Genomic DNA, 25,157 nt, shown 5'->3' with positions numbered 1-25,157 from the left:
CGGCTATGGCGCCCAGGCGTCACCGGCACAGGTGCTGGATCCCATGGAAACGTAGCTGCACGCACAGGCGTTCCAGGAGGTGGAACCCGGCCGGTTCATCGAAGGCGCACGCGAGGTGACCCTGGAGGTACGCCCGGCCTCCGGGTCGACGCAGGTCGAGGTGGTGCTGATCGAAGCCTGGGACTGAACGGGCATGAAAAAACCCGCCTCCGGGGAACGGAGGCGGGTCGGTCGGCGCGGATCAGGCGGCCTGCATGTCGCGGTGGGTGTCGATCAAATGCTGCACCACGCCCGGGTCGGCCAGGGTGGAGATGTCACCCAAGGAGTCGTATTCGGCGGTGGCGATCTTGCGCAGGATGCGCCGCATGATCTTGCCCGAGCGGGTCTTCGGCAGGCCGGGCGCCCATTGGATGACGTCCGGCACGGCGATCGGCCCGATTTCCTTGCGCACCCAGGCCTTGAGCTCCTGGCGCAGGGTCTCGGAATATTCCTCGCCACTGTTCAAGGTGACGTAGACATAGATGCCCTGGCCCTTGATGTCGTGGGGCACGCCGACCACCGCGGCCTCGGCCACCTTGGGATGGGCGACCATCGCGCTTTCGATCTCGGCGGTGCCCATGCGGTGCCCGGAAACATTGAGCACGTCGTCCACGCGGCCGGTGATCCACCAGTAGCCGTCCTCGTCGCGGCGCGCGCCGTCGCCGGTGAAGTACATGCCCTTGAAGGTCTTGAAGTAGGTGTCGACGAAGCGGTCGTGGTCCTTGTACAGGCTGCGCGCCTGCCCGGGCCAGGAGTCGATGATCACCAGGTTACCCTCGGCGGGCCCTTCGATGATGTTGCCGAGGTTGTCCACCAGCGCCGGCTGCACGCCGAAGAACGGGCGGGTCGCCGAGCCCGGCTTGAGCGCCGTGGCGCCGGGCAGCGGGCTGATCAGCACGCCGCCGGTCTCGGTCTGCCACCAGGTGTCGACGATCGGGCAACGGCCTTGGCCGACGCTTTCGTAGTACCAGTGCCAGGCTTCCGGGTTGATCGGCTCGCCGACCGAACCGAGCAGGCGCAGGCTGGAACCGTCCGCGCCTTCGACCGCCGCCTTGCCCTGGGCCATCATCGCGCGGATCGCGGTAGGCGCGGTGTAGAGGATGTTGACCTTGTGCTTGTCGATGATCTTGGCGACGCGGGTGATGTCCGGGTAGTTCGGGATGCCCTCGAACAACAGCGTGGTGGCGCCATTGGCCAGCGGGCCGTAGACGATGTAGCTGTGGCCGGTGACCCAGCCGACATCGGCGGTGCACCAGTAGACTTCGCCGGGGCGATAGTCGAATACCCGCTCATGGGTCAGCGCGGCGTACAGCAGGTAGCCGGCGGTGGTGTGCAGCACGCCCTTGGGCTTGCCGGTAGAGCCCGAGGTATAGAGGATGAACAGCGCTTCCTCGGCGCCCATCTCCTTCGGCGCGCACACGCTGCCGGCCACTTTCATCAGGTCCTCGAACCAGATGTCGCGGTGCTGGTTCCACTTGATCTCGGAGCCGGTGCGCTTGCAGACGATGACCTTCTGCACGCTGTTGGTTTCCGGGTTGGTCAGGGCGTCGTCGACGTTGGCCTTGAGCGGGGTCTTCTTGCCGCCGCGCAGGCCCTCGTCGGCGGTGATCACCACTTTCGACTTGCAATCGATGATCCGTCCGGCCAGCGCTTCGGGCGAGAAGCCGCCGAACACCACCGAGTGGATCGCGCCGATGCGCGCGCAGGCGAGCATCGCCACCACCGCCTCCGGGATCATCGGCATGTAGATGGTCACCACGTCGCCGCGGTGGATGTCCTGGCCGCGCAAGGCGTTGGCGAACTTGCAGACCTGCTCGTGCAGTTCGCGGTAGGTGATTCTCTTCTCTTCGGACGGGTCGTCGCCTTCCCAGATGATCGCCAACTGGTCGCCGCGCTCCTCGAGGTGACGATCCAGGCAGTTGTAGGACACGTTGAGGGTGCCGTCGGCGAACCACTTGATGTCGACGTGATGATCGTCGAAGGACGTCTGCTTGACCTTGGTGAACGGCTGGATCCAGTCGAGGCGCTGGGCCTGCTCGCGCCAGAAGCCGTCGGGGTTGATCACCGATTGTTGGTACATCGCCTTGTAAGTGGCTTCGTCGGTCAGCGTCTGGGCAGCCACCTCGGCGCGTACGGGATACAGGGAAGCGGCACTCATGGGATTACCTCGGCTGAGTCGTTGTACTGAATTGTTCTTGTAGGAAACGCAGATTTCGCGTGGGTTCATTTGTAGCCATGACGGCCACGCGCAACCATTCGACCATGGTCTTACCGGTCGAAACGGCTGCAACGCGACGAGGAACCCGGACGCTGTAAAGCCCGCGTTCGGTGATCAGCTTAGTCGGCGGGGAACCTGGAGGCGTCCAGACCGGCAGCGACGCGATAAACGGAGCGCCGCCGAGCGGGCCGAGGGGACTCAGGCGGGTTCGATACCCGCGCGGCCGCCCTTCTTCTTGCCTTGCAGCAGGTGGGAGAACACGGCATGGAGGTCGTCGGAGGCGCCCTCTTCGTCGAGGTTCAGCTTGCCGTCGATGTGGTCCATGTGGTGCATCATCAGGCTCACCGCCAGGGCCGCGTCACGCGACTCGATGGCGTCGATCAGGCGGTTGTGTTCGTCGTAGGAACAATGGGAGCGCCCACCGCTTTCGTATTGGGCGATGATCAACGAGGTCTGCGACACCAGGCTGCGCTGGAAGCCGATCAGCGGCGCGTTGCGCGCCGCCTCGGCGAGCTTCAGGTGGAATTCGCCGGACAGGCGAATGCCGGCGCCACGGTCGCCGCGGGAAAAGCATGCCTGCTCCTCGCTCACCATCTGGCGCAGGTCGGCCAGTTGCTCGGCCGTCGCGTGCTCCACCGCCAGCTCGGTGATCGCCCGCTCCACCAAGCGCCGCGCGTAGAAGATTTGCCGCGCCTCGTCGACGCTCGGGCTGGCCACCACGGCGCCGCGATTGGGCCGCAGCAGCACCACGCCCTCGTGGCCGAGCCGCGACAGGGCCCGCCGGATGATGGTACGGCTGACGCCGAAGATCTCGCCCAAGGCCTCCTCGCTCAGCTTGGTGCCGGGCGCCAGGCGCTGCTCCAGGATCGCATCGAAGATGTGCGCATAGACCACGTCGTCCTGCGTCCCGCTGCGCGTGCTCTTGCCGGCGCGCGGCTGCTTCTTGAGGGGCAACTGTTGGCTCATCGTTCCCGTTTTCCAGTTCGATCCATTCCACGCCTCTTATAGCTCAGGCCGCTGGCGAAGGAACGCCCGGCCGGCGTGGAGAAAGCCGGCATTGTACACAAGCGGGGGAACGCCGACCCGCAGGCGGACGCCCGTCCGCCCCTAGGGCCGGCGCCCAACCTTCCGCCTGGCGGCGCGCTTACAGGACCACAGGGCTGGATGGCCCGGCGGCGGCCGGCGGCACGAAGCCCGGCCACAGGACCAGAAACAGTATTTGATTTATTTGTATACAAAAGCATAATCCATTGCGCACGATCCTGACCCCAAGGTCAGGCCATGGCTTCCGATGCCACCCCCCCGACGCCAATAAGAAGAGGAAACATCCATCGTGGACAGTACCCGAGAAGAACGAGCGTCGGCGCAGCCCGCCCCGACGCCCACGCGCGGCCTGCTCGAGCGCCTGTTCAAGCTGAGCGTCCACGGCACCACGGCGAAGACCGAGCTGACCGCCGGCCTGACCACCTTCATCACCATGGCGTACATCATCTTCGTCAATCCCAACATCATGGCCGACGCCGGCATGGATCACGGCGCCGCCTTCGTCGCCACCTGCCTGGCGGCGGCCCTCGGCTGCCTGCTGATGGGGCTGTACGCCAACTGGCCGGTGGGGCTCGCGCCGGGCATGGGGCTCAACGCCTTCTTCACCTACAGCGTCGTCGGTACCCTGGGCTACAGCTGGCAGGTCGCCCTGGGCGCGGTGTTCCTCTCCGGCCTGCTGTTCATGCTGCTGACCTTCTCGCGCATCCGCGAATGGCTGCTCAACAGCATCCCGCCCAGCCTGCGCTACGCCATGGGGGCCGGGGTCGGGTTGTTCCTCGGGCTGATCGGCCTGAAGACAGCCGGCATCGTGGTCGCCAGCCCGGCCACCCTGGTGCGCTTGGGCGATCTCACCGCCGCCGGCCCTCTGCTGGCGGCGTTGTGCTTCCTGGCAATCGCCGTGCTCGAATACCACCGGGTGTTCGGCGGCATCCTGATCAGCATCCTCGCCGTCACGCTGATCGGCTGGGGCCTGGGGCTGGTCCACTTCGCCGGGGTGTTCGCCCTGCCGCCGAGCCTGGCGCCGACCTTCCTGGCGATGGATGTGGCCGGTGCCTTCGACGTGAGCATGATCAGCGTGATCCTGGCGTTCCTCTTCGTGCACATGTTCGATACCGCGGGCACGCTGATGGGCGTGGCGCAACGTGCCAACCTGGTGGGCGAGGACGGGCGGATCGAGAACCTCTCGCGGGCGATGAAAGCGGACAGCGCCTCCAGCGTAGTCGGCGGCCTGCTGGGTGTTCCACCGGTCACCAGCTACGTGGAGAGCGCGGCCGGGGTGGCCGTCGGCGGGCGCACCGGGCTGACCGCGGTGACCGTGGCCGCGCTGTTCGTCCTGGCGATGTTCTTCGCCCCGTTGGCCGGGATGATCCCCGCCTACGCCACCGCCGGCGCGCTGATCTACGTGGCGATGCTGATGATGGGCGGCCTGGCGCACCTGGACTGGGTGGACCACACCGAGAGCATTCCGGCGATCGTCACGGTGATCATGATGCCGCTGACCTTTTCGGTGGCCGACGGGATCGCGCTGGGCTTCATCACCTACGTGGCGATGAAGGCCTGTACCGGCAAGTTCGCCGACATCTCGCCGAGCCTCTACGTGCTCTGCGCGATCTTCGTCGCCAAGTTCGTCTTCCTGTAAGGTTCGCACGGGACGGCGACACCCCGCCGCGCTCTCCCCTCATCACCCGGAGTCCCCATGAACCTGGAAACCTGGCTGCTGTTCAGCGGCGCGGCGCTGATCGTCATCCTCATCCCCGGCCCGCTGTCATTGTTGATGGTCGGCAATAGCCTGAACTACGGCCTGCGCCGCTCGCTGCCGGCATTTCTCGGCGGCGTCAGCGCCTCTCTCTGCCTGCTCAGCGCATCCGCCCTGGGCCTGGGCGCCCTGCTGCTGGCTTCGGAACGGGTTTTCGGGGTGCTCAAGCTGATAGGCGCGCTCTACCTGTTCTACCTCGCCTGGCAGAGCTGGCGCGAGTCCCGCCGCGGCGCCGGCGCCACCCCGGCGCAGCTGGAAACGCCCGCCCTGCCCGGCTTCCGCGCCCTATTCTGGAAAGCTTTCGCGCTCGGCGCGAGCAACCCCAAGGACATCCTGTTCTTCGCCGCCTTCCTGCCGCAATTCATCGACGCCGGGCGCCCGCTGGCCGGCCAGTTGGCCAGCATGATCGCCACCTGGGCGCTGCTCGACCTGGCGTGCAAGCTGGCCTACGGCCTGGGCGCGCGGGGTGCGGCGCGCTATCTGCGCTCCGGCAGGGGCCAGGTCTGGTTCAACCGGGTCAGTGCCGGCCTGTTCGCGGGCGCGGGCAGCGCTTCCCTGCTCAGCCGCTAGCATCTGGGGGCCGCCGAGGCACGGTCCAGTCCCATGAAAGCCCGTCGCCAGGACGGGCCGATGCGCAGTGCGGCCGACCGGTCAACTGCCGCGATAGGTGGAGTAGGCGTAGGGAGAAACCAGCAAGGGCACGTGGTAATGCTCTTGCCCGGCGGCGAGGCCGAAGCGCAGCACCACCACATTGAGGAAGGCCGGTTCGGCCAAAGTCAGGCCGCGGGCGCGGAAGTAATCGCCGGCGTGGAAGTGCAACTGGTAGACCCCCGGTCGGTAGTCCTCGCCTTGCAGCAGCGGGCTGTCGCAACGGCCATCCTGATTGGTCCGCGCCCGCACCAGGCGTTGCAGGGCGTCGCCCTCGACCCGGAACAGCTCGATCTCGATATCGCTCCCGGGGCAGCCGTGTGCGGCATCCAAGACATGTGTGGTCAATCGTCCCATCGTGCGCTGGGCTCAAGGGGTGGCCGACGCATCGACCGCCGCGAGCCGCTCCTCCTCGTGACGTGAAAAGCCATGGCCCCAGGGGCCGGCGGGGTGAGCCGCGAGCATAGCACGCAGCAAAAAATGAAGACAAAAACCAATTAACCTGTACACAAATCTTCTGCCCCGCTGCTCGCCGCACGTTCTCGGTGCGCTGCGTATCGCCGGCTATGCCCCCGAATGCCGCCCTCGCGGGCTTACGCCAACCCCAAGCGAACAGGCAGATTTATTGCAGGATTGCTTGCCCAGTCTGTCCCGGCAAGGCGAGTAAAAAGGAGGATTTACAAAGCGTTCTGCATTTTGTATACAATCTTTCCATTCCAGTCGCCGGCGTGTCCGCGCCGAGCGCCTCTTCGATGAAGGAAATCCGCAGTGAACGCTGACTACCCCCGCGACTTGATCGGCTATGGCGACAGTCCTCCCCATCCGCGCTGGCCGGGCGAGGCGCGCATCGCGTTGTCCTTCGTGCTGAATTACGAGGAAGGCGGGGAGCGCAGCATCCTGCACGGCGACAGTGAGTCCGAGGCCTTCCTCTCCGAGATGGTCGCCGCCCAGCCGCTCCAGGGCGTGCGCCACATGAGCATGGAATCGCTCTACGAGTACGGCAGCCGCGCCGGGGTCTGGCGCCTGCTGCGGCTGTTCGCCCGCCACGATATCCCGCTCACGGTGTTCGCCGTGGCCATGGCCGCGCAACGCAACCCGGCGGTGATCCGCGCCATGGTCGCCGCCGGCCACGAAATCTGCAGTCACGGCTACCGCTGGATCGACTACCAGTACATGGACGAGGCGCAGGAACGCGCCCACCTGCGGGAAGCCGTGCGCATTCTCACCGAGCTCACTGGCGAGCGGCCCCTGGGCTGGTATACCGGCCGCACCGGACCCAACACTCGCCGCCTGGTGCGCGAGGAAGGCGGTTTCCTCTACGACTCCGATACCTACGACGACGACCTGCCCTACTGGGACCCCGAGAGCACCCCGGGCCAGCCGCACCTGGTGATCCCCTATACCCTGGATACCAACGACATGCGCTTCACCCAGGTGCAGGGTTTCAACAGCGGCGACGACTTCTTCACCTACCTCAAGGATGCCTTCGACGTGCTCTACGCCGAGGGCGCCGAAGCGCCGAAAATGCTGTCCATCGGCATGCATTGCCGCCTGCTGGGGCGGCCCGCGCGCCTGGCCGCGCTGCAACGTTTCATCGAATACGCCAAGGGCCACGAGCGGGTGTGGTTCGCCCGCCGTGTCGACATCGCCCGCCACTGGCATGCGACCCATCCCCACGGAGGCCCACGGACATGAGCCGCTTCCAGACCCTGACTCCCTCGCGACTGGACCGCGACGCCTTCGTCGCCGCCTTCGCCGACATCTACGAACACTCGCCCTGGGTCGCCGCACGCACCTTCGAGCAGGGCGACAAGGCCCGCTTCGACGATATCGACGCGCTGCAGGCACAGATGGCCGAGGTGCTGCTCGCCGCGTCGCCCGCCGAGCAACTGGCGCTGATCAACGCCCACCCGGACCTGGCCGGCAAGGCCGCGGTGCGCGGCGAGCTGACCGCCGCTTCCACCGCCGAGCAGGCCGGTGCCGGCATCCATGCCTGCAGCGAGGACGAATTCGCCCGTTTCACCGCCCTCAACCAGGCCTACAAAGCCAAGTTCGGCTTTCCTTTCATCATGGCGGTGAAGGGCAGCGACCGGCACGCGATCCTCGCCGCGTTCGAGGAACGCATCCACCACACGCCCGAGCAGGAATTCGCCCGCGCCCTGGCGGAAATCAACAAGATCGCGCTGTTCCGCCTGCAGGCGCTGTAACCGCCCCCATCCGACGAGACCTTGCATGAAAGCCTACGCCGCTCCCTTCGAGAAGTACCTCAACCTCGCCGACGCCCGCCTCGGCACCCGCGCCCTTTCCGTTACCGACGACTGGTTCGCCGCGGTCGACCGCATGCTGCAACCCACCGAGCCGGAATGGAAAGAAGGCGTCTACGACGATAATGGCAAGTGGATGGACGGCTGGGAGTCGCGGCGCAAGCGCTTCGAGGGCTACGACCACACGGTGATCCGCCTCGGCGTACCCGGCTCGATCAAGGGCGTGGACATCGACACGCGCTTCTTCACCGGCAACTACCCGCCTTCCGCCTCGTTGGAGGCCTGCTTCATCGCCGAGGGCGATCCGGACGAGGCCACTCTCTGGAGCGAAGTCCTGCCGGCCGTCGAGCTGCAGGGCAACAGCCACCACTACCACGCCATCGCCGACGAGCGTCCCTGGACCCACCTGCGCTTCAATATCTATCCGGATGGCGGCGTCGCGCGCCTGCGGGTCTACGGCATCCCCCACCGCGACTGGTCGACCCAGCCCGGCGAGGAAAGCCTCGACCTGGCCTCGGCGCTCAACGGCGGCCGCGCGCTGGCCTGCTCCGACGAGCATTTCGGGCGCATGGGCAACCTGCTCAACCCGGGCCGCGGCGTGAACATGGGCGACGGCTGGGAAACCGCGCGGCGGCGCACCCCGGGCAACGACTGGGTGATCATCGCCCTCGGCCATCCCGGCGTGATCGAACGCATCGTCGTCGATACCCTGCATTTCAAGGGCAACTACCCGGACAGCTGCTCGATCCAGGCGGCCTTCGTCAAGGGCGGCACCGACAGCCAGATCGAGACCCAGAGCCTGTTCTGGCGCGAGCTGTTGCCCAGCCAGAAACTGCAAATGCACCAGGAACACCAGTTCGTCGAGCAGATCGCCGCGCTCGGGCCCGTTACCCACGTGCGCCTGAACGTGTTCCCCGACGGCGGCGTCAGCCGCCTGCGCCTGTTCGGCAAGGTCGCCCGGTGAGGCCGGCCGCGCTCCGAGAAACCCGCCAGCGGAACCGTCCAGCATGCGCACACTGATACCCGAGCCCCTGACCAAGGCGGCGTTCGCCGCCTTCGGTGACGTGATCGAAATCGAAGGCAGCGACTTCTACCTGATCAACAACGGCTCCACCCGCCGCTACCACCGCCTGGCCAGCGTCGAGACCGCGCAGCCCGAGGACCGCGCGATCATCAGCATCTTTCGCGCCGAAGCGTTGCCGATGCCGCTGACCCTGCGCATGCTGGAGCGCCACCCCCTGGGCAGCCAGGCGTTCATGCCGTTGCACGGCCGCCCTTTCCTGATCGTGGTGGCGCCGCCCGGCCCGGCGCCCCTGGCGGAGCAGATCCGCGCCTTCGTCAGCGATGGCCGGCAAGGGGTCAATTACCACCGCGGCGTCTGGCACCACCCGGTGCTGGCGCTGGACGCCCAGGACGACTTCCTGGTGGTCGACCGTAGCGGTCCGGGCAACAACTGCGACGAACACGTCTTCGCCGAGGACGACCAGCTCCTCCTCGCCCCCCACCCATAAGAAAGGCCCGGGCCGCCGTGCCGGCTCCGGGAACGAGGTACCGACCGTGGACGCACACCTGACCGAGTGGCTGAACCTGAGCATTCGCTGGATCCATATGATCGCCGGCGTCGCCTGGATCGGCGCTTCCTTCTACTTCGTCTGGCTGGAGAACCATCTGGACCGGCGCAATCCGCGCGACGGTCTGTCCGGCGACCTCTGGGCGATCCATGGCGGCGGCATCTATCACTTGGAGAAGTACAAGCTGGCGCCGCCACGGATGCCGGAGACCCTGCACTGGTTCAAGTGGGAGGCCTACAGCACCTGGCTATCCGGCTTCGCCCTGTTGCTGGTGGTCTACTACCTCAACCCGAGCCTCTACCTGATCGCCCCCGGCAGCGACCTGTCGCCCGCCGCCGCGGTGGCCATCGGCCTCGGCTCGCTGCTGCTCGGCTGGCTGGTCTACGACCTGCTCTGCGATTCGCCGCTGGGCAAGCGCCCTGCCCTGCTCGGCCTGGTCCTGTTCCTGCTGATCGTGTTCGCCGCGTGGGGCTTCAGCCGGGTGTTCAGCGGGCGCGCGGCCTATATCCACGTGGGCGCGCTGATCGGCACCATCATGGTCGGCAACGTGTTCCGCATCATCATGCCGGCGCAACGCGCTCTGGTACGCGCCATCGAGGAGCAGCGCACGCCGGACCCGGCGCTGCCGGCCAAGGGCCTGCTGCGCTCGCGGCACAACAACTATTTCACCCTGCCGGTGCTGTTCATCATGATCAGCAACCATTTCCCCAGCACCTACGGCAGCCCCTACAACTGGCTGATCCTCGCCGCGCTGGCGGTGATCGCAGTGCTCATCCGGCATTACTTCAACACCCGCCACGGCAGCCAGAAGTTCGCCTGGGCGCTGCCGGTGGGCGCGCTCGGCATGCTCTGCCTGGCCTTCGTCACCGGTACCGACCGCAGCGCCGCGCCCGCCGCCACGGCGAGCGCGGCCACGCCGAAGAGCGAGTTCGCCCAGGTCGAGGCGGTGATCCACGAACGCTGCAGCGTCTGCCATTCGGCCAAGCCCAGCAGCCCCTTGTTCGCCAGCGCGCCGGCCGGCGTGATGTTCGACACCCCGCAGCAGATCCAGCAGTTGGCGCCGAAGATCCAGGCTCAGGCGGTCACCAACCCGATCATGCCGCTGGGTAACATCACCCAGATGACCCAGCAGGAACGCGACCTGCTCGGCGCCTGGATCGCCAAGGGCGCGCACCTCGACTGAGGCGGATGCCCCCGCTCACCCTCGCCCGCGTTCAGCGGGCTTTTTTGTCTCTGGATAGGCGGATTCGCTGGCAAGCGAGGGACAGATAACGCATGCAAATACCCGAGAATATGTATACAAAAAACAATTGAATCGGTTACAGCGCACCGGTATAACCGGACGGCGCCCTTGCGAGCGTCTGCCATGGAGGCGGGCTTGGGCGTCCACCCGACAATAAAAAAAGAGGTGCCGCATGACCCAGGACGCCGAACGCTCCGCCGCCCCCCGCGCCGAAATCCGTCCCCCGTTGCTGCAATTGCTGCTGGTGGGCCTGCAACATGTGCTGCTGATGTACGGCGGCGCCGTGGCGGTCCCGCTGATCGTCGGCCAGGCGGCCGGGCTGTCCCGCGAGGAAACCGCCTTCCTGATCAATGCCGACCTCCTGGTGGCGGGGCTCGCCACCCTGGTGCAGTCGCTGGGTATCGGCCCGCTGGGCATCCGCATGCCAGTGATGATGGGCGCCAGCTTCGCCGCGGTCGGCAGCATGGTGGCCATGGCCGGGATGCCCGGGGTCGGCTTGCAGGGCATCTTCGGCGCGACCATCGCCGCCGGCTTCTTCGGCCTGCTGCTGGCGCCCTTCATGAGCAAGGTGACGCGCTTCTTCCCGCCCCTGGTGACCGGCACCGCGATCACCGCCATCGGCCTCACGCTGTTCCCGGTCGCGGTCAACTGGGCCGGCGGCGGCAGCGGCGCACGCGCCTTCGGTTCGCTGCACCACCTGACCCTGGCCGCCCTGGTGCTCGCCACCATCCTGCTGGTGAATCGCTTCCTGCGCGGATTCTGGGTCAACGTCGCGGTGCTCATCGGCATGGTCGCCGGTTACGCGCTGGCCGGCCTGCTCGGCATGGTCGACCTCGGCGGCCTGGAGCAGGCGCCCTGGTTGCGCGTCGTCGAACCCCTGCATTTCGGCCTGCCGACCTTCGGCGTGGCGCCGGTGCTGGGCATGTGCCTGGTGGTGGTGATCGTGTTCGTCGAATCCTCGGGCATGTTCCTCGCCCTCGGCAGCATCACCGAGCGACCGGTCACCCCCGCCGACCTGCGCCGCGGCCTGCTCTGCGACGCCGGCGCGTCGCTGATCGCCGGGTTCTTCAATACCTTCACCCATTCCTCCTTCGCCCAGAACATCGGCCTGGTGCAGATGACCGGGGTCCGCAGCCGCTACGTCACGGTGACCGCCGGGGCGATCCTGGTGGCGCTGAGCCTGCTGCCCAAGGCGGCCTTCCTGGTCGCCTCGATCCCCCCGGCGGTGCTCGGCGGCGCCGGCATCGCCATGTTCGGGATGGTCGCCGCCACCGGCATCCGCATCCTCCAGCAGGCGGACATCGGCGACCGGCGCAACCAGTTGCTGGTGGCGGTCAGCCTCGGCATCGGCATGGCGCCGGTGGTCCGCCCGGACTTCCTCGCCCATCTGCCGCACTGGCTGGAGCCGATCACCCACAGCGGCATCGCCCTGGCGACGCTGAGCGCCATGGCGCTGAACCTGCTGTTCAACATCTTCGCCGAGAAGGATCGGGTGCAGCCCTGCATCGTCCACCCGGACCCCTGACTCGCCCTGGGCGCCTGCGGCCGCGCATCTGGCCCTTGGCGTCGGCGGGCGTGGAAGCGACAATCCGCGCCCGACTCGAGCGCCGGGCGGCGGTCCAAGTCCGTCGGCGACGTTTTTGTACACAATCCAATGGCTATTTGTCTTTTACAGTGTCCACAGGCTGATATAGTCCGGTCCAGTCCTTCCCGCTCATCCCGAGCGAGTGGAACGCCGGCGCGTCAGCCCGGTTCGCGCAAGCCCACGACCGAGAACAACAACAGGCAGGCTTCGATATGAGTGCACCCGACCTTCCCCCCACCCGTCCCTCCGACCTGATCTATGGCCTGGAAGACCGTCCGCATTTCAGCGCGGCGGTGTTCGCCGCGCTGCAACACGTGCTGGCCAGCTTCGTCGGCATCATCACCCCGACCCTGATCGTCGGCGGGACCCTCGGCCTGCAGAGCGAGGTGCCCTACCTGATCAGCATGGCGCTGTTCGTCTCCGGCCTGGGTACCTTCGTCCAGGCCCGCCGCTTCGGCCCGATCGGCGCCGGGCTGCTGTGCCTGCAAGGCACCAGCTTCGCCTTCCTCAGCGTGATCCTCAGCGCCGGCTTCCTGGTGAAGAACCGGGGCGGCGGGACCGACGAAATCCTTTCCACGCTGTTCGGCGTGTGCTTCTGCGCGGCCTTCGTCGAGGTGGCCTTCAGCCAGTGCATCGGCAAGCTGCGCAAGCTGATCACCCCGGTGGTGACCGGCACCATCATCACCCTGATGGGCCTGTCGCTGATCAAGGTGGCGGTCACCGACATGGCCGGCGGGTTCGGCGCCGCGGACTTCGGTGCCCTGAGCAACCTCGGGCTCGCCGGCCTGGTGCTGGTCACCATCGTGGTGCTCAACCGCTTCGACGTCCCGGTGTTGCGCCTGGGAGCGATCATCATCGGCCTTGGCCTGGGATTCGCCGTTGCCTGGCTGCTGGGCAAGGTGGATTTCGCGCAGATGCCCCAGGTGCCGCTGGTGAGCCTACCCATTCCCTTCAAGTACGGGTTTTCCTTCGACTGGCTGGCCTTCGTCCCCATCGCGGTGATCTTCCTGGTGACGCCGCTGGAAGCGGCCGGCGACCTGACCGCCAACTCGATGATTTCCCGGCAACCGGTGAAGGGCCCGCTGTACGTGAAACGCATCCGCTCGGGGTTGCTGGCCGACGGCCTCAATTCGGCGATGGCGGCGGTGTTCAACAGCATGCCCATGGTGACCTTCGCGCAGAACAACGGGGTGATCCAGCTGACCGGGGTCGCCAGCCGCTACGTCGCCTATTTCATCGCGGCGATCCTGGTGCTGCTCGGGCTGTTCCCGATGGTCGGCGCGGTGCTGCAATTGATGCCCAAGCCGGTGCTGGGCGGGGCCACCCTGATCATGTTCGGCACCGTCGCGGTGGCCGGGATCAAGATTCTCTCCGAGGCCGGGCTGCACCGGCGCAACATGCTGGTGGTGGCGATTTCGCTGGGCCTGGGCCTGGGCGTGGCCTCGGTGCCGGAAGTCCTGAACGCGCTGCCCGGCGCCCTGCATAACATCTTCGACTCGCCCATCACCGTGGGGGCTTTCAGCGCCATCCTGCTCAACCTGTTCCTGCCGGAAGACTTGGTCGAAGGCGAGGAAAACCCCTTCGAACCGGAGGCCTCGATGATCGAGGTCCTGCAGGACGCCGAGCCTCGCGAAGAACCGGCTGCCGGCGCCTCCAGGCTCAGCCGCTGATCGACGCGCGCGGCGCCCGACCGGGGCGGTTCCGCGCGCTGACGCGAACCCGCGCGAAGGCGCCTCCGGCCGCGCTCACTCGTCCGAATGCGTCTGCGGCGGCGTGGCGCCACGGTCCGGTTGCGGGCTGCGTTGCGGCGAGGCCAGGGGCTGGTCGCGTTGCCGCTCCAGATCCTCGACCCGACCGCCGTCGCGCAGCAGCGGCGGGTTGCCGCTGGGCGTGCGCGGCAACGGCTGGATTCGCGGCTGGCCATAGGGCTGCGGGGTCGCGGTGCCGGGCGAGCCGGCGCCGCGCACGATCGGCAGCGGCCCGTCCTGGGCCCACGACGCGCCTCCCCATACCAGCGCCATGGCGCCCAACATTCCAAGCAGGGTATGACGCATGGTCGACCTCCGATTCGCCGAGGCGCCTGCTCGAGGCGCGGATAAGCCTTGGGCAACACGGCTTATCCATTGGTTGCCCCGGGGATGGAGTCCATGGGACGAGCGGCGCCGGATATCGAAAACTGCGATTCAGGCTGAACAGCTGGGCGCGCCGGCAGTCACTTTTTAAGTCACCCATTCCTGGAGAGCAGCTTATGAGTACCCCGAATTCCCAGCAGGATCTTCTCGACGACACCGCACCCGGCCATCTGTATGGCTGGGAGCGCGCGGCTTCCATCGCCGGTGGCTTCATCCTGATCGGCAAGGGCCTGAGCCGCGGCGGTATCGGCGGCCTGTTGCAACTGGCCCTCGGCGGCGTGGCGGTGAAGCGCGGCTTCTCCGGCCACAGCAAGACCAAGGCGTTCCTCGCCGAGGCGCGTCAGGAAGTCGGTCAACTGCGTAACAAGCTGGACGATGCCGGACGCAATCTGGAAAAGCTCCGCGACGACGCCAAGGCGGTCGGCGCGAGCGCCAAGGACGCCGTCAAGGCGACCATCAAGGACGCGGCATCCGGCGCCTGAAACGGGGCCGGTCCCTCCACGGACCGGCCAACCGCCCCCGCGTCCACCCCTGCAATGCCGCCGGACCCCGTCCGGCGCCAGCATGAGAGATGTCATGACCCACAACGATGTACTGCGAAGCCTGCGTTATCTGCTGGATGTCAGCGATGCCAAACTGGGCGAAATCGCAGCGCTGGCGGATCATCCGATCAGCGAGGCGCAGATGAGCGCCTACCTGCGCCAGGACGATCAGCCCGGCTTCCAGCCGTGCGAAGACGAGACGCTGGCCCATGTCCTCGATGGCTTGATCTATTTCAAGCGCGGCCGCGACGACAGCCGCCCGCCTCACCCGATGGAACTGCCGGTGAGCAACAATCTGATCCTGAAGAAACTGCGGGTGGCGTTCGAACTCAAGGACGAAGACATGCACGCCATCCTCGAAGACGCCGGCTTGCCGATGAACAAACCGGAGCTCAACGCCCTGTTCCGCAAGAAAGGCCACAAGAACTATCGTGAGTGCGGCGACCAGGTGCTGCGCCACTTCCTCAAGGGACTCACCCTGCGCCTGCGCGGCTGATCTTCGCCCGGCACGGAAAAGGCGGCCTACGGCGGGCCGCCTTTTCGTTATAGTCGCCGAGCCCGTATTCCCCTCCCGGCCAGATCGCTAACCCAAGGGTTCCTCCTTGCCGATGCCATGCTGGCGCAGCTTGTTGGCTACCGTCGTATGGGAAACCCCCAGCCGCTTGCCCAGCAGCCGGCTGCTCGGATGATCGGCGTACAGGCGCTCCAGCACGGCTTTCTCGAAGCGCCCGACGATGCTGTCCAGCCCGCCTTCCAGGGAAAAGTCGCCCAGCGGCTGGGGCGCCCCATAGTCGGGCAGGCGAATGTGCTCGGACTTCACGGTGCCGCCTTCGCAGAGGGAAACCGCCTGGAACAGCACGTTCTCCAGTTGCCTGACGTTGCCCGGCCAGTGGTACCGCCCCAGGCGCTCCAGCGCCTGGGGCGTGGGCTTGGGCAGCGGGCAGCCGATCTGCCGGCTGGCCTGGTCGAGGAAGTGATCCACCAGCGGCGGCAGGCCGTCGAGGCATTCCCGCAGCGGCGGGATGTGCAGCGACAGCACGTTGAGGCGGTGATACAAATCCTGGCGGAACTCCCCCTTGGCGCACAACTCGGACAGGTCGAGCTGGGTGGCGCAGATCACCCGCACGTCCAAGTACACCTCCTCGTCGCTGCCCACCCGGCGGAAGCAGCCATCCTGCAGGAAACGCAACAGCTTGGCCTGCAACCGCGGGCTCATTTCCCCCACGCCATCGAGGAACAGGGTGCCACCGGCGGTGAGTTCCAGCAGCCCGAGCTTGCCTTCCGGGCGCGCGCCTTCGAAGGCGCCGGGGCCATAGCCGAACAGCTCGGTCTCGGCCATGGACTCCGGCAAGCCGGCGCAGTTGAGCGCCATGAACGGCGACTGCCCGCGCGGGCTGGCCAGGTGACAGGCGCGGGCGAGCAGTTCCTTGCCGGTGCCGGTCTCCCCTTCGATCAGCAGCGGCGCATCCAGGGGCGCCATGCGCCGCGCCTCGCGCACCACCGCGGCCATCACCCGCGAACTCTGAAAGATGCTGTCGAAGCCGCGCAACTCCTGCTTGCGCACGTTGTAGATGCGCTCGCCGACGCGGTCGGCGCGGTGCAGGGTGAGGACCGCGCCGGCCAGCGCCTCGCTTTCGTCGTGCTCGGACTGCAAGGGCGCGATGTCGGCGAGGAACACGTCGCCCTTCACCTTCACCCGCAGGCCGTTGATCCGCGACTTGTTGGCACGCACCAGTTCCGGCAGGTCGAAGTCCTCGGCGTAGCGCGACAGCGGAATCCCCGGCACCTCGTCGACCCGGACCCCGAGCAACTGGGCGGCGGACCGGTTGGCGGCGACGATGGAGCCGCCCATGTCGATGGACAGCACCGGGAAGTCCAGGGCGCCGAGCAAGGCGTTCAGCTCCAGGTGGCGGCGCTCGCTGGGCATCAGTCCGACGCGCTTCACCCCGAAGACGCCGGGGATGGTCTCCAGCTTCGGCCGCAAGGCCTGGAATTGCAGGTTGATCAGATTGGGACAGTGCAGGTAGATGGCATTCCCCTGCTCGCCCCCGACTTCCCCGCGGGCGACGTTGATCCCGTAGTCGACCAGCAGGTTGAGGATGTCGCGGAGGATACCCACGCGGTTCTGGCAATGGACTTTGATACGCATCAGGCGGGCCCATGTTGTCGTTATAGAGGGCTGGGCGGGTCCGTTTCGCAAGGCGACCCGTTTTTTTCGTCAAGAATATGTGACGAATCGACGCGCCGGCAAGGCGATCCGCCTGGAGCTGCGGGCTTTCGTAAGGCATTCTTTACGATTCGTCGGACGCCCATGGCAGCACCCCGCGCTCGGGCCTCTTGGGAACCGCCTGGCATGCGGTTATTCATGGTCCGACAACAACAACGCGCTACGGCATTGCGACCGAGCAGGAGGCCGAATGAAAACCACGCAATACGTGGCTCGCCAACCCGACGAGTCGGGCTTCATCGATTACCCCGAAGCCGAACATCAGGTGTGGAATACCCTGATCACCCGCCAACTCAAACTGCTCGAAGGCCGCGCCTGCCAGGAATACCTGGATGGCATCGAACAGCTCGGCCTGCCCCACGACCGCATTCCGCAACTCGACGAGATCAACCGCGTACTGCAAGCCGCCACCGGCTGGCGCGTCGCCCGCGTACCGGCGCTGATCCCGTTCCAGACATTCTTCGAACTGCTGGCCAGCCAGCAATTCCCGGTGGCCACCTTCATCCGTACCCCGGAGGAACTGGACTACCTGCAAGAGCCGGACATCTTCCACGAAATCTTCGGCCATTGCCCGCTGCTGACCAACCCCTGGTTCGCCGAATTCACCCACACCTACGGCAAGCTGGGCCTGCAGGCGAGCAAGGAAGAGCGGGTCTATCTCGCCCGGCTGTACTGGATGACCATCGAGTTCGGCCTGACGGAAACCTCCCAAGGCCGGCGCATCTACGGCGGCGGCATCCTCTCCTCGCCCAAGGAAACTCTCTACAGCCTGTCCGAGGAGCCGGTCCACCAGGCCTTCGATCCGCTGGAGGCGATGCGCACGCCCTACCGCATCGATATCCTGCAACCGGTATATTTCGTGCTGCCGGAGCTGAAGCGGCTGTTCGACCTGGCCCATGAGGACATCATGGCGCTGGTCCGCCAGGCCACCCAATTGGGCTTGCACGCGCCGCGCTTTCCGCCCAAGGCCGCTTGATCCATCCACCGCCGCGGCGGCCCGCGCGGCCGCCGCCTCGGCGCGTTCGGCTCCCCCGCGGCCGAACCGCTTCCACCTCGATCCAGGAGTACCCATGACCGCTCTCAACCAAGCCCATTGCGAAGCCTGCCGCGCCGACGCGCCCAAGGTGAGCGACGAAGAATTGGCCGTGCTGATCAAGCAGATCCCCGAATGGAACATCGAAGTCCGCGACGGCATCATGCAGTTGGAAAGACTCTTCCTGTTCAAGAACTTCAAGCATGCCCTGGCCTTCACCAACGCCGTCGGCGCGATCGCCGAGGCCGAAGGCCATCATCCGGGCCTGCTGACCGAGTGGGGCAAGGTCACCGTCACCTGGTGGAGCCACTCGATCAAGGGCCTGCACCGCAACGACCTGGTCATGGCGGCGCGCACCGACGAGGTCGCGGCTGCCGCGGAAGGCCGTAAATGAGCCGGCACTTCGCCGCCGTCGAGCGCATTCCCGGCGATCCGATCCTCGGCCTGATGGAAGCCTTTCGCGCCGACCCCAACCCGGCCAAGCTCGACCTGGGCGTCGGGGTATACAAGGACGCCCAGGGCCTGACACCCATCCCCCAGGCGGTGAAGCGCGCGGAACAGCAGTTGCTCGAGCGCGAGACCACCAAGACCTACATCGGCGGCCACGGCGACCCGGCGTTCGCCGAGGGCCTGCTGGCGCTGGTCCTGGGCGACGATTCGCCGCTGATCGCCCGCAGCCTCGCCGGTGCCACCCAGACTCCGGGCGGCACCGGGGCGCTGCGCCTGGCGGGCGACTTGATCGCGCGAACCCTGCCCGGACGCGGCATCTGGCTCAGCGACCCGACCTGGCCGATCCACGAGACCCTGTTCGCCGCCGCCGGCCTCGCCGTCGGCCATTACCCCTACGTCGACCGCGACAACCGCCTGGATGTCGAGGCGATGCTCGCCGGGCTGGAGCGCATCCCCCAGGGCGACGTGGTGCTGCTGCACGCCTGCTGCCACAACCCCACCGGTTTCGACCTGAGCCAGGAGGACTGGCGGCGGGTACTGGACGTGGTGCGTGCGCGGGAACTGCTGCCGCTGCTGGACTTCGCCTACCAGGGCTTCGGCGATGGGCTGGAGGAGGACGCCTGGGCGGTGCGCCTGTTCGCCGACACCCTGCCGGAGACGCTGATCACCAGCTCCTGCTCGAAGAACTTCGGCCTGTATCGCGAGCGCACCGGCGCCCTGATCGTGCGCAGCGAGCATGAGCGGAGCCTGCTGGATGTGCGCAGCCAACTGGCCTTCCTGGCACGCAACCTCTGGTCGACGCCGCCGGCCCACGGCGCCGCGGTGGTCGCCACCATCCTCGGCGACGAGGCCTTGAAACGCCTGTGGAGGCAGGAGCTCGACGCCATGCGCCAGCGCGTGGCCAACCTCCGTCTGGGGCTAGTGGAGGCTCTGCAACCGTTCGGCCTGGCGGAGCGCTTCGCCCACATCGGCGCGCAGCGGGGCATGTTCTCCTACACCGGGCTCAGCCCCACGCAGGTGGCCCGGCTGCGCGAAGCCTCCAACGTCTACATGGTGGGCAGCGGCCGCGCCAACCTGGCCGGGCTGGACGAAAGGCGCCTGGGCGACCTCGCGCGAGCCATCGCCGCGGTATGCGACTGACTGGAAAGAACCCTCTTCCTGCCGGCCTTCGGGCCGGCTTTTTTTTCGCCGAAGACCTCAGCGGCCTCAGTAGTCCACCTTGCCGCGCCCGGCCTTGAGGGTGCCGCGCTTGGTCTTGCTCTCCAGTCGCCGCCGCTTCGAACCCAGGGTCGGCCGCGTCGGGCGACGCGCCTTCTCCACCTTGGCCACGCTGCGGATCAGCTCCGCCAGGCGTTCCAGCGCGTCGGCGCGGTTCTGTTCCTGGGTGCGGTATTGCTGGGCCTTGATGACGATGACGCCCTCGCGGCTGATGCGGCTGTCGCGCAACGCCAGCAGGCGTTCCTTGTAGAAATCCGGCAGCGACGAGGCCTGGATGTCGAAACGCAGGTGCAGCGCGCTGGAAACCTTGTTGACGTTCTGCCCACCGGCGCCCTGGGCGCGGATGGCGGTCAATTCGATTTCCTGATCGGGGAGCAGGACGCTGTTGGAGATTTCCAGCATGACGGGGTACGTACGGATGAAGGGCCTGCAGGATAACCCTCGCGGCGCTCCGCCGGGCGTTTCCCTGCCCGGACGGAACGAAGCGGGGGCGACGTGGCGCCCCCTGAGGGCTCAACGCTGGATGAAGATTTCCACCCGGCGATTCTGTGCCCGGCCTTCCTCGCTGCCGTTGTCGGCGACCGGTTGGCGCTCGCCCGCGCCGCTCACACCGGCGATGCTGCCCTGGGGCACGCCGTGGCTGACCAGATAATTGGCCACCGAACGCGCGCGTCGCTCGGACAGCTTCTGGTTGTAGGTATCGCTGCCGACGCTGTCGGTGTGCCCGGTGATGGTCAGGCGCGACTCGGGCGCCTCGCGGCGCAGGCGCTGGGCGATTTCGTCGAGCTTGGTCTGGTCACGCGGCGCCAGGGTGGCCGAATCGAAGCCGAACAGCATGTCGCGCACGACGATGGTCTCTTCCTTGACCACCACGACCTCTTCCACCACCGGTTCCTCGGCGACCGGTGCCGGCGGCGGGGTCAAGGGGCAGCCGCTGGCGTCGACCCGGGTGTGCGGCGGGGTATCCGGGCACTTGTCGCGGCTGTCCGGTACGCCATCGCCATCCGCGTCGCCGTCGCCGTGCACCCAGCAATAGGCCGCCGCCATGGCGCCGCCGTACAGCGCGCCGCCGCCGGCCCAGGCGGTGCTCTCGATGGCGCCCAGGGCTGCGCCGCCGGCACCGCCCACCGCGGCGCAGGTCGGCCAATCGGTTTTCTGCAACCCCGCGCAACCGGTCAGGAAGCCCGTCATCAACACGAGCGGTACCGCGTTCCGTAACATACTCATAGGTGTTCTCCTTGGTACGATCGGCACCAGCGCCGACACTGGAATGGAGTACTCGGTCGCAACGCCCGCGAAACGCGGGAGGATCGCAGCGAGACTCGTCGGATCCACGGGCGCCGGACGAAGAACTGGCCCTGTGCCATACGGGATCGAAAATTAGTCCCCGGGTTTCACGCAGAGGTTCCACGATGAACGAAAGCTTCTCCCCGCGTACTCCGCAACAGGCGCTGGCCGCCCTGCTCGATCACCACGCGCCGGCCCGCCTGTTGCAGGTCGGCGCCAGCGAGATTCCCGCGGTGCAGGCGTTCCAACAGGCCCATCCGGATTGCCGCCTGGCGCGCACCCCGGCGGATCGCTTGCCGCTCGACATCGCTGCGCAGCGCTTCGACCTGGCGGTGGTCGCCGATTGCCTGGAACACCTGCCCAAGCGCAGCGGCCTGGAGCTGCTGGGCGGCATCCGCAACCTCAACGCCAGCCGCATCGCCGTACTCGCCGACCTGCAGGCCTGCGGCTGGCAGGAAACCGATTTCTACGGCCTCGCCCTGCAAGCCAGCGAGCGCTTCCGGCGCGACGACCAGGTGCTGCACCTGTTCACCTACGACCTGCGCGACTACAAGCAGACCCCGGACTGGCTGAACGCCAGGTTCTGGGCCAACCCGGAAAACTTCGGCAAATACTGGTGGTGAATCCGATGCCTTCCCCGAGTTGCCCCTGCGCCAGCGGCGAAACGCTGGAAAACTGCTGCGGGCGCCTGCACGCCGGGCAACCGGCCGCCAGTGCCGAGGCCCTGATGCGCTCGCGCTACAGCGCCTATGCCTTGGGGCGAGTGGATTACCTGCTGGCCAGCACCCTGCCGGCGCAACGACCCGGCCTCGACCGCGCCGCCATCGCCGCCTGGAGCGCGCAGAGCACTTGGCTCGGCCTGGAGGTGGAGCGCCACGAGCCCCTGGACGACCACGCCTTCGTCACCTTCACCGCGCGTTGGCACGATGGCCAGGGCGAGCATGCCCACCGCGAGCGCTCCGCCTTCGTCCGCCGGGACGGGCACTGGTATTTCCTCGACCCCACCGTGCCGCTCAAGGCTGGCCGCAACGATCCCTGCCCCTGCGGCAGCGGGCAGAAATTCAAAAAATGCTGCGCCGCCTTTCTCTAAAACGCCAAAGCCTGCTTGAGTGTAGAAATCCATCCGGGCCGGACGCCCATTCCCCAGATGCAGAAAAGGGCCGCGCCGGGCTGGACAGGTTTCCCGCGCCGACGCCGCACGGCGCAATCCCAGACAGGAGAGTCACATGCGCATCCTCACCCTGGTCGCCGTCAGCCTGGCGACCCTGACCGTGGCGGAAGAGGCCCGGGCCGCCGACATCCAGGTCAGCCTGGGCAGCAGCGAGCGGGTCACCCGGCTGTTCGCCTACCCCAACAATTGCAACGTGATCTGCTACCGCGACTGGACGCTGGAGCAGACCGTGGAGCATTACCTGGGACAAAGCCTGGCACGCGACGGCTACGACAGCGCGCAGGTCAAGGTGGGCCGCGACGGCAACGGCCTCTACGCGAACTTCACCGGCGTGCCAGCCGACTACGGCCGGCCCCTCGCCGAGTTGCTGCAAGCGGGCGACTTGGCCTTCCAGGGCGCCAGCAGGCTGAACGCCGACGGCAAGTGGCGATACAGTTGGTATTTCTTCCTGCCGCTGGGCATGGCCCTGGAGAACCGCCGCAGCGTCGAACTGCTGCACTTCCCGCCGGACTACTCGCTGACCCAGGCGCAGGACTACCTGGAGTCCAAGACCACCGACCGCTGGGCCGACCTGCTCGTCGAGAACGGCGTGCCGCCCGCGCGCACGGCCGCGTTCCAGACCATCGTCGACATCGCGCCGATCGCCGCGCCCGCCAGCGCCGGCGGCGACCTTGAAGGCATCTATGGGTACTTCACCGACTACCAGACCCGAATGGTCGCCCAGATCACCCGCGGCCAGGGTGCCGACGCGTTGCCGATGATCGCCTTCGGCAGTCCGGTGCGCAGTTGGCTGAAACAGCAGTACGGCGCCACCGTCAAGGTGCTCGGCCTGGCGCAGATCAGCCCGACCCCGGGCGCCGAGGTGGCGGTGCTCGGCGCCAACCATCCCAGCTACATCTGGTACGCCGCCGACCCGGAGAACTACGACGACGACCCGCAGAAGGCCGACGACGCCGGGTTGAAGGTCATGGGCCAGGATCTCACCGCCGCCTGCTGGCAGGCCGGCATGGGCCAGCAACCCGGCCAGGCGCCGGGGCAGGTGCTGACCGGCTGCACGCAGAAATGGCAGGTGACCCAGAAGGCGCGGAGCTGCGCGCTGTTCTACACCTCGATCCGCTCGCTCACCGAAGAACAGGCGAAGGCCAAGTGCGCCGGCTAGGGCAGACGGGCACGTGGAAGCGGGTACGGATCGAGCCGTGCATCGAAGGCGCCGTGCGACGCCGCTAGGCCGGTCGCACGGCGAATACACTAGGGGGCGAGGAACGCCCCGGCTGCCGCAGCGCGAGGCTGGCGACAAGCGATGGAAATGCGTTCAGTCCTGCAACTTCAGATGGGAAACGTCCGGCGGCGGGGCGGCGGGGCCGGACTTCGCCTGGCCCATGTCGCTGCCGACCGGCGCCAGGCTGAACGCCGACAGGTCCAGCTGCGGCGCCCGCGCCTCGGGCTTGCGGTCCTGCAGATCCTCGCCCACCGGGGCGATACCGAAATCCGGCGCCTGGACTTCGGCGAAGGCCGCCATGTATTCGTCCCGTGGCGCCACGATCAATGGGCGGGGCGCCGCGCCGTCGGTAGCGGCGGCGGGCCGGGCCGGCAATTCGGCGGGCGGCGGTGCCAGCTCGACGTCCTCCACCTCCATCCGCTGGTCGAGATCGACCACCTCGACCAGGGCACCGGCGCGCTCCAGCGTCGCCCGGTATTTTTCCGCGGAAGCCGCGTCCAGATTGCTCTTGATCACGATACGCCGCCCGGAAAACAGCAAGGCTATGCGCTGCGCATCGGCCTGGAACAACTTGGCCAGATTGGCCTTTACCACGTCTTCCTGGGCACCGGGCACCCGCTGCCCGGAAAAGGCGATCTCGTAGCGGCTCATGGTCACACTCCTGTCCGAATCCTCGCCCAGTATGGCGCAGGTTTTTTTAGCCCCACAACACGTTGCAGCGGAGCGGTTGATTGTTACACTGGAGCCTCGGTTGGAGTATTGGAATGTTTTTTCAGGCGCAAACGATAAGAATTCTCAGCCTATTCATGTTGTTAGGCGCCTTCTCGGGCCTGTCGGGATGTTCCACCTGGTTCACCGGCGATTTCGTCGAGCCCGATGTCCGACTGCTCAAGGTCGAAGTCGTGAAAGCCAGGCTGGTGGAGCAGGAATTCCTCCTGCGTTTTCGCGTCGACAACCCCAATGACGTCAGCCTGCCGGTGCGCGGCCTGGTCTACACCGTCTACCTCAACGACGTGAAGCTGGCTTCCGGCGAGTCCGACGCCTGGTTCACCGTGCCCGCCAATGGCCGCCATGTGTTCGACGTGCCGGTGCATACCAACCTGTGGCGGCACATGCGCTACATCGTCAAGCTGCTGGAAAGACCCGACGAACCGGTGCAATACCGCCTCCAGGGCGAAATCAGGACCGGCCTGCTGTTCGGCAAGTACGTGCAGCTACGGCGGAATGGCGAGATAATCCCCGGTTCGTTCATCCCGGAGTGACCCATGAGCCAGACGCCCCACGTACACGGACCCGACTGCAACCACGATCACCACGAGCACGACCATGGCCACCCGGGCCACGTGCACGGTCCGCACTGCAACCACGCGCCCCTCGAGCCGACCCGCAATCCGCTGAAGGACGTCGGTCGCAACGATCCCTGTCCCTGTGGCAGCGGGCAGAAGTTCAAGAAGTGCTGCGCGGCCTGAACCCGCCGTCGCGTCGGGCGCTCCGCGCCTGACGCCCCCGA

27 protein-coding genes are annotated in these 25,157 nt (G+C 67.0%); 19 read left to right on the top strand and 8 right to left on the bottom strand.

Going from position 1 to position 25,157, the window contains the following annotated elements; genetic code table 11:
• Positions 1 to 241: 241 nt before the first annotated feature.
• Both acs and OGL92_RS00825 read right to left on the bottom strand, forming a co-directional pair.
• Entirely contained in the window at positions 242 to 2,197 is a 1,956-nt protein-coding gene (gene acs / locus OGL92_RS00830) for an acetate--CoA ligase (RefSeq protein ID WP_263138963.1), read from the bottom strand.
• Positions 2,198 to 2,455: 258 nt separating this feature from the next.
• A complete protein-coding gene (locus tag OGL92_RS00825) occupies positions 2,456 to 3,223 on the bottom strand; it encodes a GntR family transcriptional regulator (RefSeq protein WP_263138962.1) in 768 nt (255 codons plus the stop codon).
• 367 nt (positions 3,224 to 3,590) lie between these two features.
• Here OGL92_RS00825 and OGL92_RS00820 point away from each other — a divergent pair, with 367 nt between their 5' ends.
• Together OGL92_RS00820 and OGL92_RS00815 are read left to right on the top strand one after the other, a co-directional pair.
• Entirely contained in the window at positions 3,591 to 4,940 is a 1,350-nt protein-coding gene (locus OGL92_RS00820; protein ID WP_263138961.1) for an NCS2 family permease, read from the top strand.
• 57 nt (positions 4,941 to 4,997) lie between these two features.
• Positions 4,998 to 5,627, top strand: coding sequence for a LysE family translocator (locus OGL92_RS00815; RefSeq protein ID WP_263138960.1), 630 nt, complete (start codon positions 4,998 to 5,000; stop codon positions 5,625 to 5,627).
• A gap of 81 nt (positions 5,628 to 5,708) precedes the next feature.
• Here OGL92_RS00815 and uraH read toward each other — a convergent pair whose 3' ends face one another.
• The gene (uraH, locus tag OGL92_RS00810; protein ID WP_263138956.1) at positions 5,709 to 6,062 is read right to left on the bottom strand and encodes a hydroxyisourate hydrolase; all 354 of its coding nucleotides are present in this window, start codon (positions 6,060 to 6,062) and stop codon (positions 5,709 to 5,711) included.
• 411 nt (positions 6,063 to 6,473) lie between these two features.
• On the opposite strand from uraH, the gene puuE reads away from it, so the two are divergent.
• From puuE to OGL92_RS00775, 7 genes are all read left to right on the top strand, one after another.
• Entirely contained in the window at positions 6,474 to 7,400 is a 927-nt protein-coding gene (puuE, locus tag OGL92_RS00805) for an allantoinase PuuE (RefSeq protein WP_263138949.1), read from the top strand.
• Entirely contained in the window at positions 7,397 to 7,912 is a 516-nt protein-coding gene (gene uraD, locus OGL92_RS00800) for a 2-oxo-4-hydroxy-4-carboxy-5-ureidoimidazoline decarboxylase (protein ID WP_263138946.1), read from the top strand. Before puuE ends, uraD begins: the two co-directional genes overlap by 4 nt.
• 25 nt (positions 7,913 to 7,937) lie before the next feature.
• Positions 7,938 to 8,933, top strand: a complete 996-nt coding sequence (gene alc / locus OGL92_RS00795) for an allantoicase (protein ID WP_263138940.1) — start codon at positions 7,938 to 7,940, stop codon at positions 8,931 to 8,933.
• Positions 8,934 to 8,976: 43 nt separating this feature from the next.
• Complete coding sequence (locus tag OGL92_RS00790; RefSeq protein ID WP_263138937.1) at positions 8,977 to 9,480, top strand: ureidoglycolate lyase; 504 nt, start codon at positions 8,977 to 8,979, stop codon at positions 9,478 to 9,480.
• 46 nt (positions 9,481 to 9,526) lie between these two features.
• Positions 9,527 to 10,723: a urate hydroxylase PuuD gene (locus OGL92_RS00785; protein ID WP_263138934.1), complete on the top strand. Its 1,197-nt coding sequence runs from the start codon at positions 9,527 to 9,529 to the stop codon at positions 10,721 to 10,723.
• Positions 10,724 to 10,955: 232 nt separating this feature from the next.
• Positions 10,956 to 12,308, top strand: a complete 1,353-nt coding sequence (locus OGL92_RS00780; protein ID WP_263138931.1) for a nucleobase:cation symporter-2 family protein — start codon at positions 10,956 to 10,958, stop codon at positions 12,306 to 12,308.
• Between the two features lie 272 nt (positions 12,309 to 12,580).
• Positions 12,581 to 14,038: a nucleobase:cation symporter-2 family protein gene (locus tag OGL92_RS00775; RefSeq protein WP_263138928.1), complete on the top strand. Its 1,458-nt coding sequence runs from the start codon at positions 12,581 to 12,583 to the stop codon at positions 14,036 to 14,038.
• Between the two features lie 75 nt (positions 14,039 to 14,113).
• On the opposite strand, the gene OGL92_RS00770 is transcribed toward OGL92_RS00775, so the two are convergent.
• Complete coding sequence (locus OGL92_RS00770; RefSeq protein WP_263138925.1) at positions 14,114 to 14,422, bottom strand: hypothetical protein; 309 nt, start codon at positions 14,420 to 14,422, stop codon at positions 14,114 to 14,116.
• A 194-nt stretch (positions 14,423 to 14,616) separates the two neighbouring features.
• Here OGL92_RS00770 and OGL92_RS00765 point away from each other — a divergent pair, with 194 nt between their 5' ends.
• Together OGL92_RS00765 and OGL92_RS00760 are read left to right on the top strand one after the other, a co-directional pair.
• Positions 14,617 to 14,982, top strand: coding sequence for a DUF2892 domain-containing protein (locus OGL92_RS00765; RefSeq protein WP_263138923.1), 366 nt, complete (start codon positions 14,617 to 14,619; stop codon positions 14,980 to 14,982).
• A 94-nt stretch (positions 14,983 to 15,076) separates the two neighbouring features.
• Positions 15,077 to 15,538, top strand: coding sequence for a DUF1456 family protein (locus tag OGL92_RS00760; RefSeq protein WP_263138917.1), 462 nt, complete (start codon positions 15,077 to 15,079; stop codon positions 15,536 to 15,538).
• A gap of 87 nt (positions 15,539 to 15,625) precedes the next feature.
• On the opposite strand, the gene OGL92_RS00755 is transcribed toward OGL92_RS00760, so the two are convergent.
• Positions 15,626 to 17,191: a sigma-54-dependent transcriptional regulator gene (locus OGL92_RS00755; RefSeq protein WP_263138911.1), complete on the bottom strand. Its 1,566-nt coding sequence runs from the start codon at positions 17,189 to 17,191 to the stop codon at positions 15,626 to 15,628.
• A 268-nt stretch (positions 17,192 to 17,459) separates the two neighbouring features.
• Between OGL92_RS00755 and phhA the strand changes: the two genes are divergently transcribed.
• From phhA to OGL92_RS00740, 3 genes are all read left to right on the top strand, one after another.
• Positions 17,460 to 18,245, top strand: coding sequence for a phenylalanine 4-monooxygenase (gene phhA / locus OGL92_RS00750; protein WP_263138906.1), 786 nt, complete (start codon positions 17,460 to 17,462; stop codon positions 18,243 to 18,245).
• Positions 18,246 to 18,339: 94 nt separating this feature from the next.
• Positions 18,340 to 18,696: a 4a-hydroxytetrahydrobiopterin dehydratase gene (locus tag OGL92_RS00745; protein ID WP_263138904.1), complete on the top strand. Its 357-nt coding sequence runs from the start codon at positions 18,340 to 18,342 to the stop codon at positions 18,694 to 18,696.
• Positions 18,693 to 19,892 carry an amino acid aminotransferase gene (locus tag OGL92_RS00740; RefSeq protein WP_263138902.1) on the top strand — a complete coding sequence of 400 codons (1,200 nt, stop codon included), beginning with the start codon at positions 18,693 to 18,695 and terminating at the stop codon, positions 19,890 to 19,892. Before OGL92_RS00745 ends, OGL92_RS00740 begins: the two co-directional genes overlap by 4 nt.
• Before the next feature lie 66 nt (positions 19,893 to 19,958).
• Here OGL92_RS00740 and arfB read toward each other — a convergent pair whose 3' ends face one another.
• Both arfB and OGL92_RS00730 read right to left on the bottom strand, forming a co-directional pair.
• Positions 19,959 to 20,372, bottom strand: a complete 414-nt coding sequence (arfB, locus tag OGL92_RS00735) for an alternative ribosome rescue aminoacyl-tRNA hydrolase ArfB (RefSeq protein ID WP_263138900.1) — start codon at positions 20,370 to 20,372, stop codon at positions 19,959 to 19,961.
• 111 nt (positions 20,373 to 20,483) lie between these two features.
• The gene (locus OGL92_RS00730; protein ID WP_263138898.1) at positions 20,484 to 21,197 is read right to left on the bottom strand and encodes an OmpA family protein; all 714 of its coding nucleotides are present in this window, start codon (positions 21,195 to 21,197) and stop codon (positions 20,484 to 20,486) included.
• Between the two features lie 185 nt (positions 21,198 to 21,382).
• Between OGL92_RS00730 and OGL92_RS00725 the strand changes: the two genes are divergently transcribed.
• The 3 genes from OGL92_RS00725 (at position 21,383) to OGL92_RS00715 (ending at position 23,587) form a co-directional block, all read left to right on the top strand.
• Entirely contained in the window at positions 21,383 to 21,880 is a 498-nt protein-coding gene (locus OGL92_RS00725) for a DUF6231 family protein (protein ID WP_263138895.1), read from the top strand.
• A gap of 5 nt (positions 21,881 to 21,885) precedes the next feature.
• Positions 21,886 to 22,347 (top strand): YchJ family protein, encoded by a 462-nt coding sequence (locus OGL92_RS00720; RefSeq protein ID WP_263138893.1) that lies wholly within the window; start codon positions 21,886 to 21,888, stop codon positions 22,345 to 22,347.
• Positions 22,348 to 22,483: 136 nt separating this feature from the next.
• Positions 22,484 to 23,587 (top strand): hypothetical protein, encoded by a 1,104-nt coding sequence (locus OGL92_RS00715; RefSeq protein ID WP_263138889.1) that lies wholly within the window; start codon positions 22,484 to 22,486, stop codon positions 23,585 to 23,587.
• Between the two features lie 153 nt (positions 23,588 to 23,740).
• On the opposite strand, the gene OGL92_RS00710 is transcribed toward OGL92_RS00715, so the two are convergent.
• Positions 23,741 to 24,298 (bottom strand): hypothetical protein, encoded by a 558-nt coding sequence (locus tag OGL92_RS00710; RefSeq protein ID WP_263138882.1) that lies wholly within the window; start codon positions 24,296 to 24,298, stop codon positions 23,741 to 23,743.
• A gap of 113 nt (positions 24,299 to 24,411) precedes the next feature.
• Here OGL92_RS00710 and OGL92_RS00705 point away from each other — a divergent pair, with 113 nt between their 5' ends.
• A complete protein-coding gene (locus OGL92_RS00705) occupies positions 24,412 to 24,909 on the top strand; it encodes an LEA type 2 family protein (RefSeq protein ID WP_263138878.1) in 498 nt (165 codons plus the stop codon).
• A 3-nt stretch (positions 24,910 to 24,912) separates the two neighbouring features.
• Positions 24,913 to 25,116, top strand: coding sequence for an SEC-C metal-binding domain-containing protein (locus OGL92_RS00700; RefSeq protein ID WP_263138871.1), 204 nt, complete (start codon positions 24,913 to 24,915; stop codon positions 25,114 to 25,116).
• The last annotated feature ends 41 nt before the right edge of the window (positions 25,117 to 25,157 follow it).

Origin of the sequence: Pseudomonas sp. RIT-PI-AD (genome assembly GCF_025642785.1) — a bacterium.
Classification (GTDB): Bacteria; Pseudomonadota; Gammaproteobacteria; order Pseudomonadales; family Pseudomonadaceae; genus Pseudomonas_T.
This window is presented reverse-complemented; position numbering and strand designations above follow the sequence as displayed.

Excerpts from the sequence above, each read along its gene's own strand:
- arfB (WP_263138900.1), bottom strand. The coding sequence starts at position 20,372 with ATGCTGGAAATCTCCAACAGCGTCCTGCTCCCCGATCAGGAAATCGAA.
- OGL92_RS00710 (WP_263138882.1), bottom strand. The coding sequence starts at position 24,298 with ATGAGCCGCTACGAGATCGCCTTTTCCGGGCAGCGGGTGCCCGGTGCC.
- OGL92_RS00815 (WP_263138960.1), top strand. The coding sequence starts at position 4,998 with ATGAACCTGGAAACCTGGCTGCTGTTCAGCGGCGCGGCGCTGATCGTC.
- OGL92_RS00790 (WP_263138937.1), top strand. The coding sequence starts at position 8,977 with ATGCGCACACTGATACCCGAGCCCCTGACCAAGGCGGCGTTCGCCGCC.
- OGL92_RS00765 (WP_263138923.1), top strand. The coding sequence starts at position 14,617 with ATGAGTACCCCGAATTCCCAGCAGGATCTTCTCGACGACACCGCACCC.
- OGL92_RS00740 (WP_263138902.1), top strand. The coding sequence starts at position 18,693 with ATGAGCCGGCACTTCGCCGCCGTCGAGCGCATTCCCGGCGATCCGATC.
- OGL92_RS00745 (WP_263138904.1), top strand. The coding sequence starts at position 18,340 with ATGACCGCTCTCAACCAAGCCCATTGCGAAGCCTGCCGCGCCGACGCG.
- OGL92_RS00770 (WP_263138925.1), bottom strand. The coding sequence starts at position 14,422 with ATGCGTCATACCCTGCTTGGAATGTTGGGCGCCATGGCGCTGGTATGG.
- OGL92_RS00760 (WP_263138917.1), top strand. The coding sequence starts at position 15,077 with ATGACCCACAACGATGTACTGCGAAGCCTGCGTTATCTGCTGGATGTC.
- OGL92_RS00720 (WP_263138893.1), top strand. The coding sequence starts at position 21,886 with ATGCCTTCCCCGAGTTGCCCCTGCGCCAGCGGCGAAACGCTGGAAAAC.
- OGL92_RS00775 (WP_263138928.1), top strand. The coding sequence starts at position 12,581 with ATGAGTGCACCCGACCTTCCCCCCACCCGTCCCTCCGACCTGATCTAT.
- OGL92_RS00725 (WP_263138895.1), top strand. The coding sequence starts at position 21,383 with ATGAACGAAAGCTTCTCCCCGCGTACTCCGCAACAGGCGCTGGCCGCC.
- OGL92_RS00780 (WP_263138931.1), top strand. The coding sequence starts at position 10,956 with ATGACCCAGGACGCCGAACGCTCCGCCGCCCCCCGCGCCGAAATCCGT.
- OGL92_RS00700 (WP_263138871.1), top strand. The coding sequence starts at position 24,913 with ATGAGCCAGACGCCCCACGTACACGGACCCGACTGCAACCACGATCAC.
- OGL92_RS00705 (WP_263138878.1), top strand. The coding sequence starts at position 24,412 with ATGTTTTTTCAGGCGCAAACGATAAGAATTCTCAGCCTATTCATGTTG.
- acs (WP_263138963.1), bottom strand. The coding sequence starts at position 2,197 with ATGAGTGCCGCTTCCCTGTATCCCGTACGCGCCGAGGTGGCTGCCCAG.
- uraD (WP_263138946.1), top strand. The coding sequence starts at position 7,397 with ATGAGCCGCTTCCAGACCCTGACTCCCTCGCGACTGGACCGCGACGCC.
- alc (WP_263138940.1), top strand. The coding sequence starts at position 7,938 with ATGAAAGCCTACGCCGCTCCCTTCGAGAAGTACCTCAACCTCGCCGAC.
- OGL92_RS00730 (WP_263138898.1), bottom strand. The coding sequence starts at position 21,197 with ATGAGTATGTTACGGAACGCGGTACCGCTCGTGTTGATGACGGGCTTC.
- phhA (WP_263138906.1), top strand. The coding sequence starts at position 17,460 with ATGAAAACCACGCAATACGTGGCTCGCCAACCCGACGAGTCGGGCTTC.
- uraH (WP_263138956.1), bottom strand. The coding sequence starts at position 6,062 with ATGGGACGATTGACCACACATGTCTTGGATGCCGCACACGGCTGCCCC.
- OGL92_RS00825 (WP_263138962.1), bottom strand. The coding sequence starts at position 3,223 with ATGAGCCAACAGTTGCCCCTCAAGAAGCAGCCGCGCGCCGGCAAGAGC.
- OGL92_RS00715 (WP_263138889.1), top strand. The coding sequence starts at position 22,484 with ATGCGCATCCTCACCCTGGTCGCCGTCAGCCTGGCGACCCTGACCGTG.
- OGL92_RS00755 (WP_263138911.1), bottom strand. The coding sequence starts at position 17,191 with ATGCGTATCAAAGTCCATTGCCAGAACCGCGTGGGTATCCTCCGCGAC.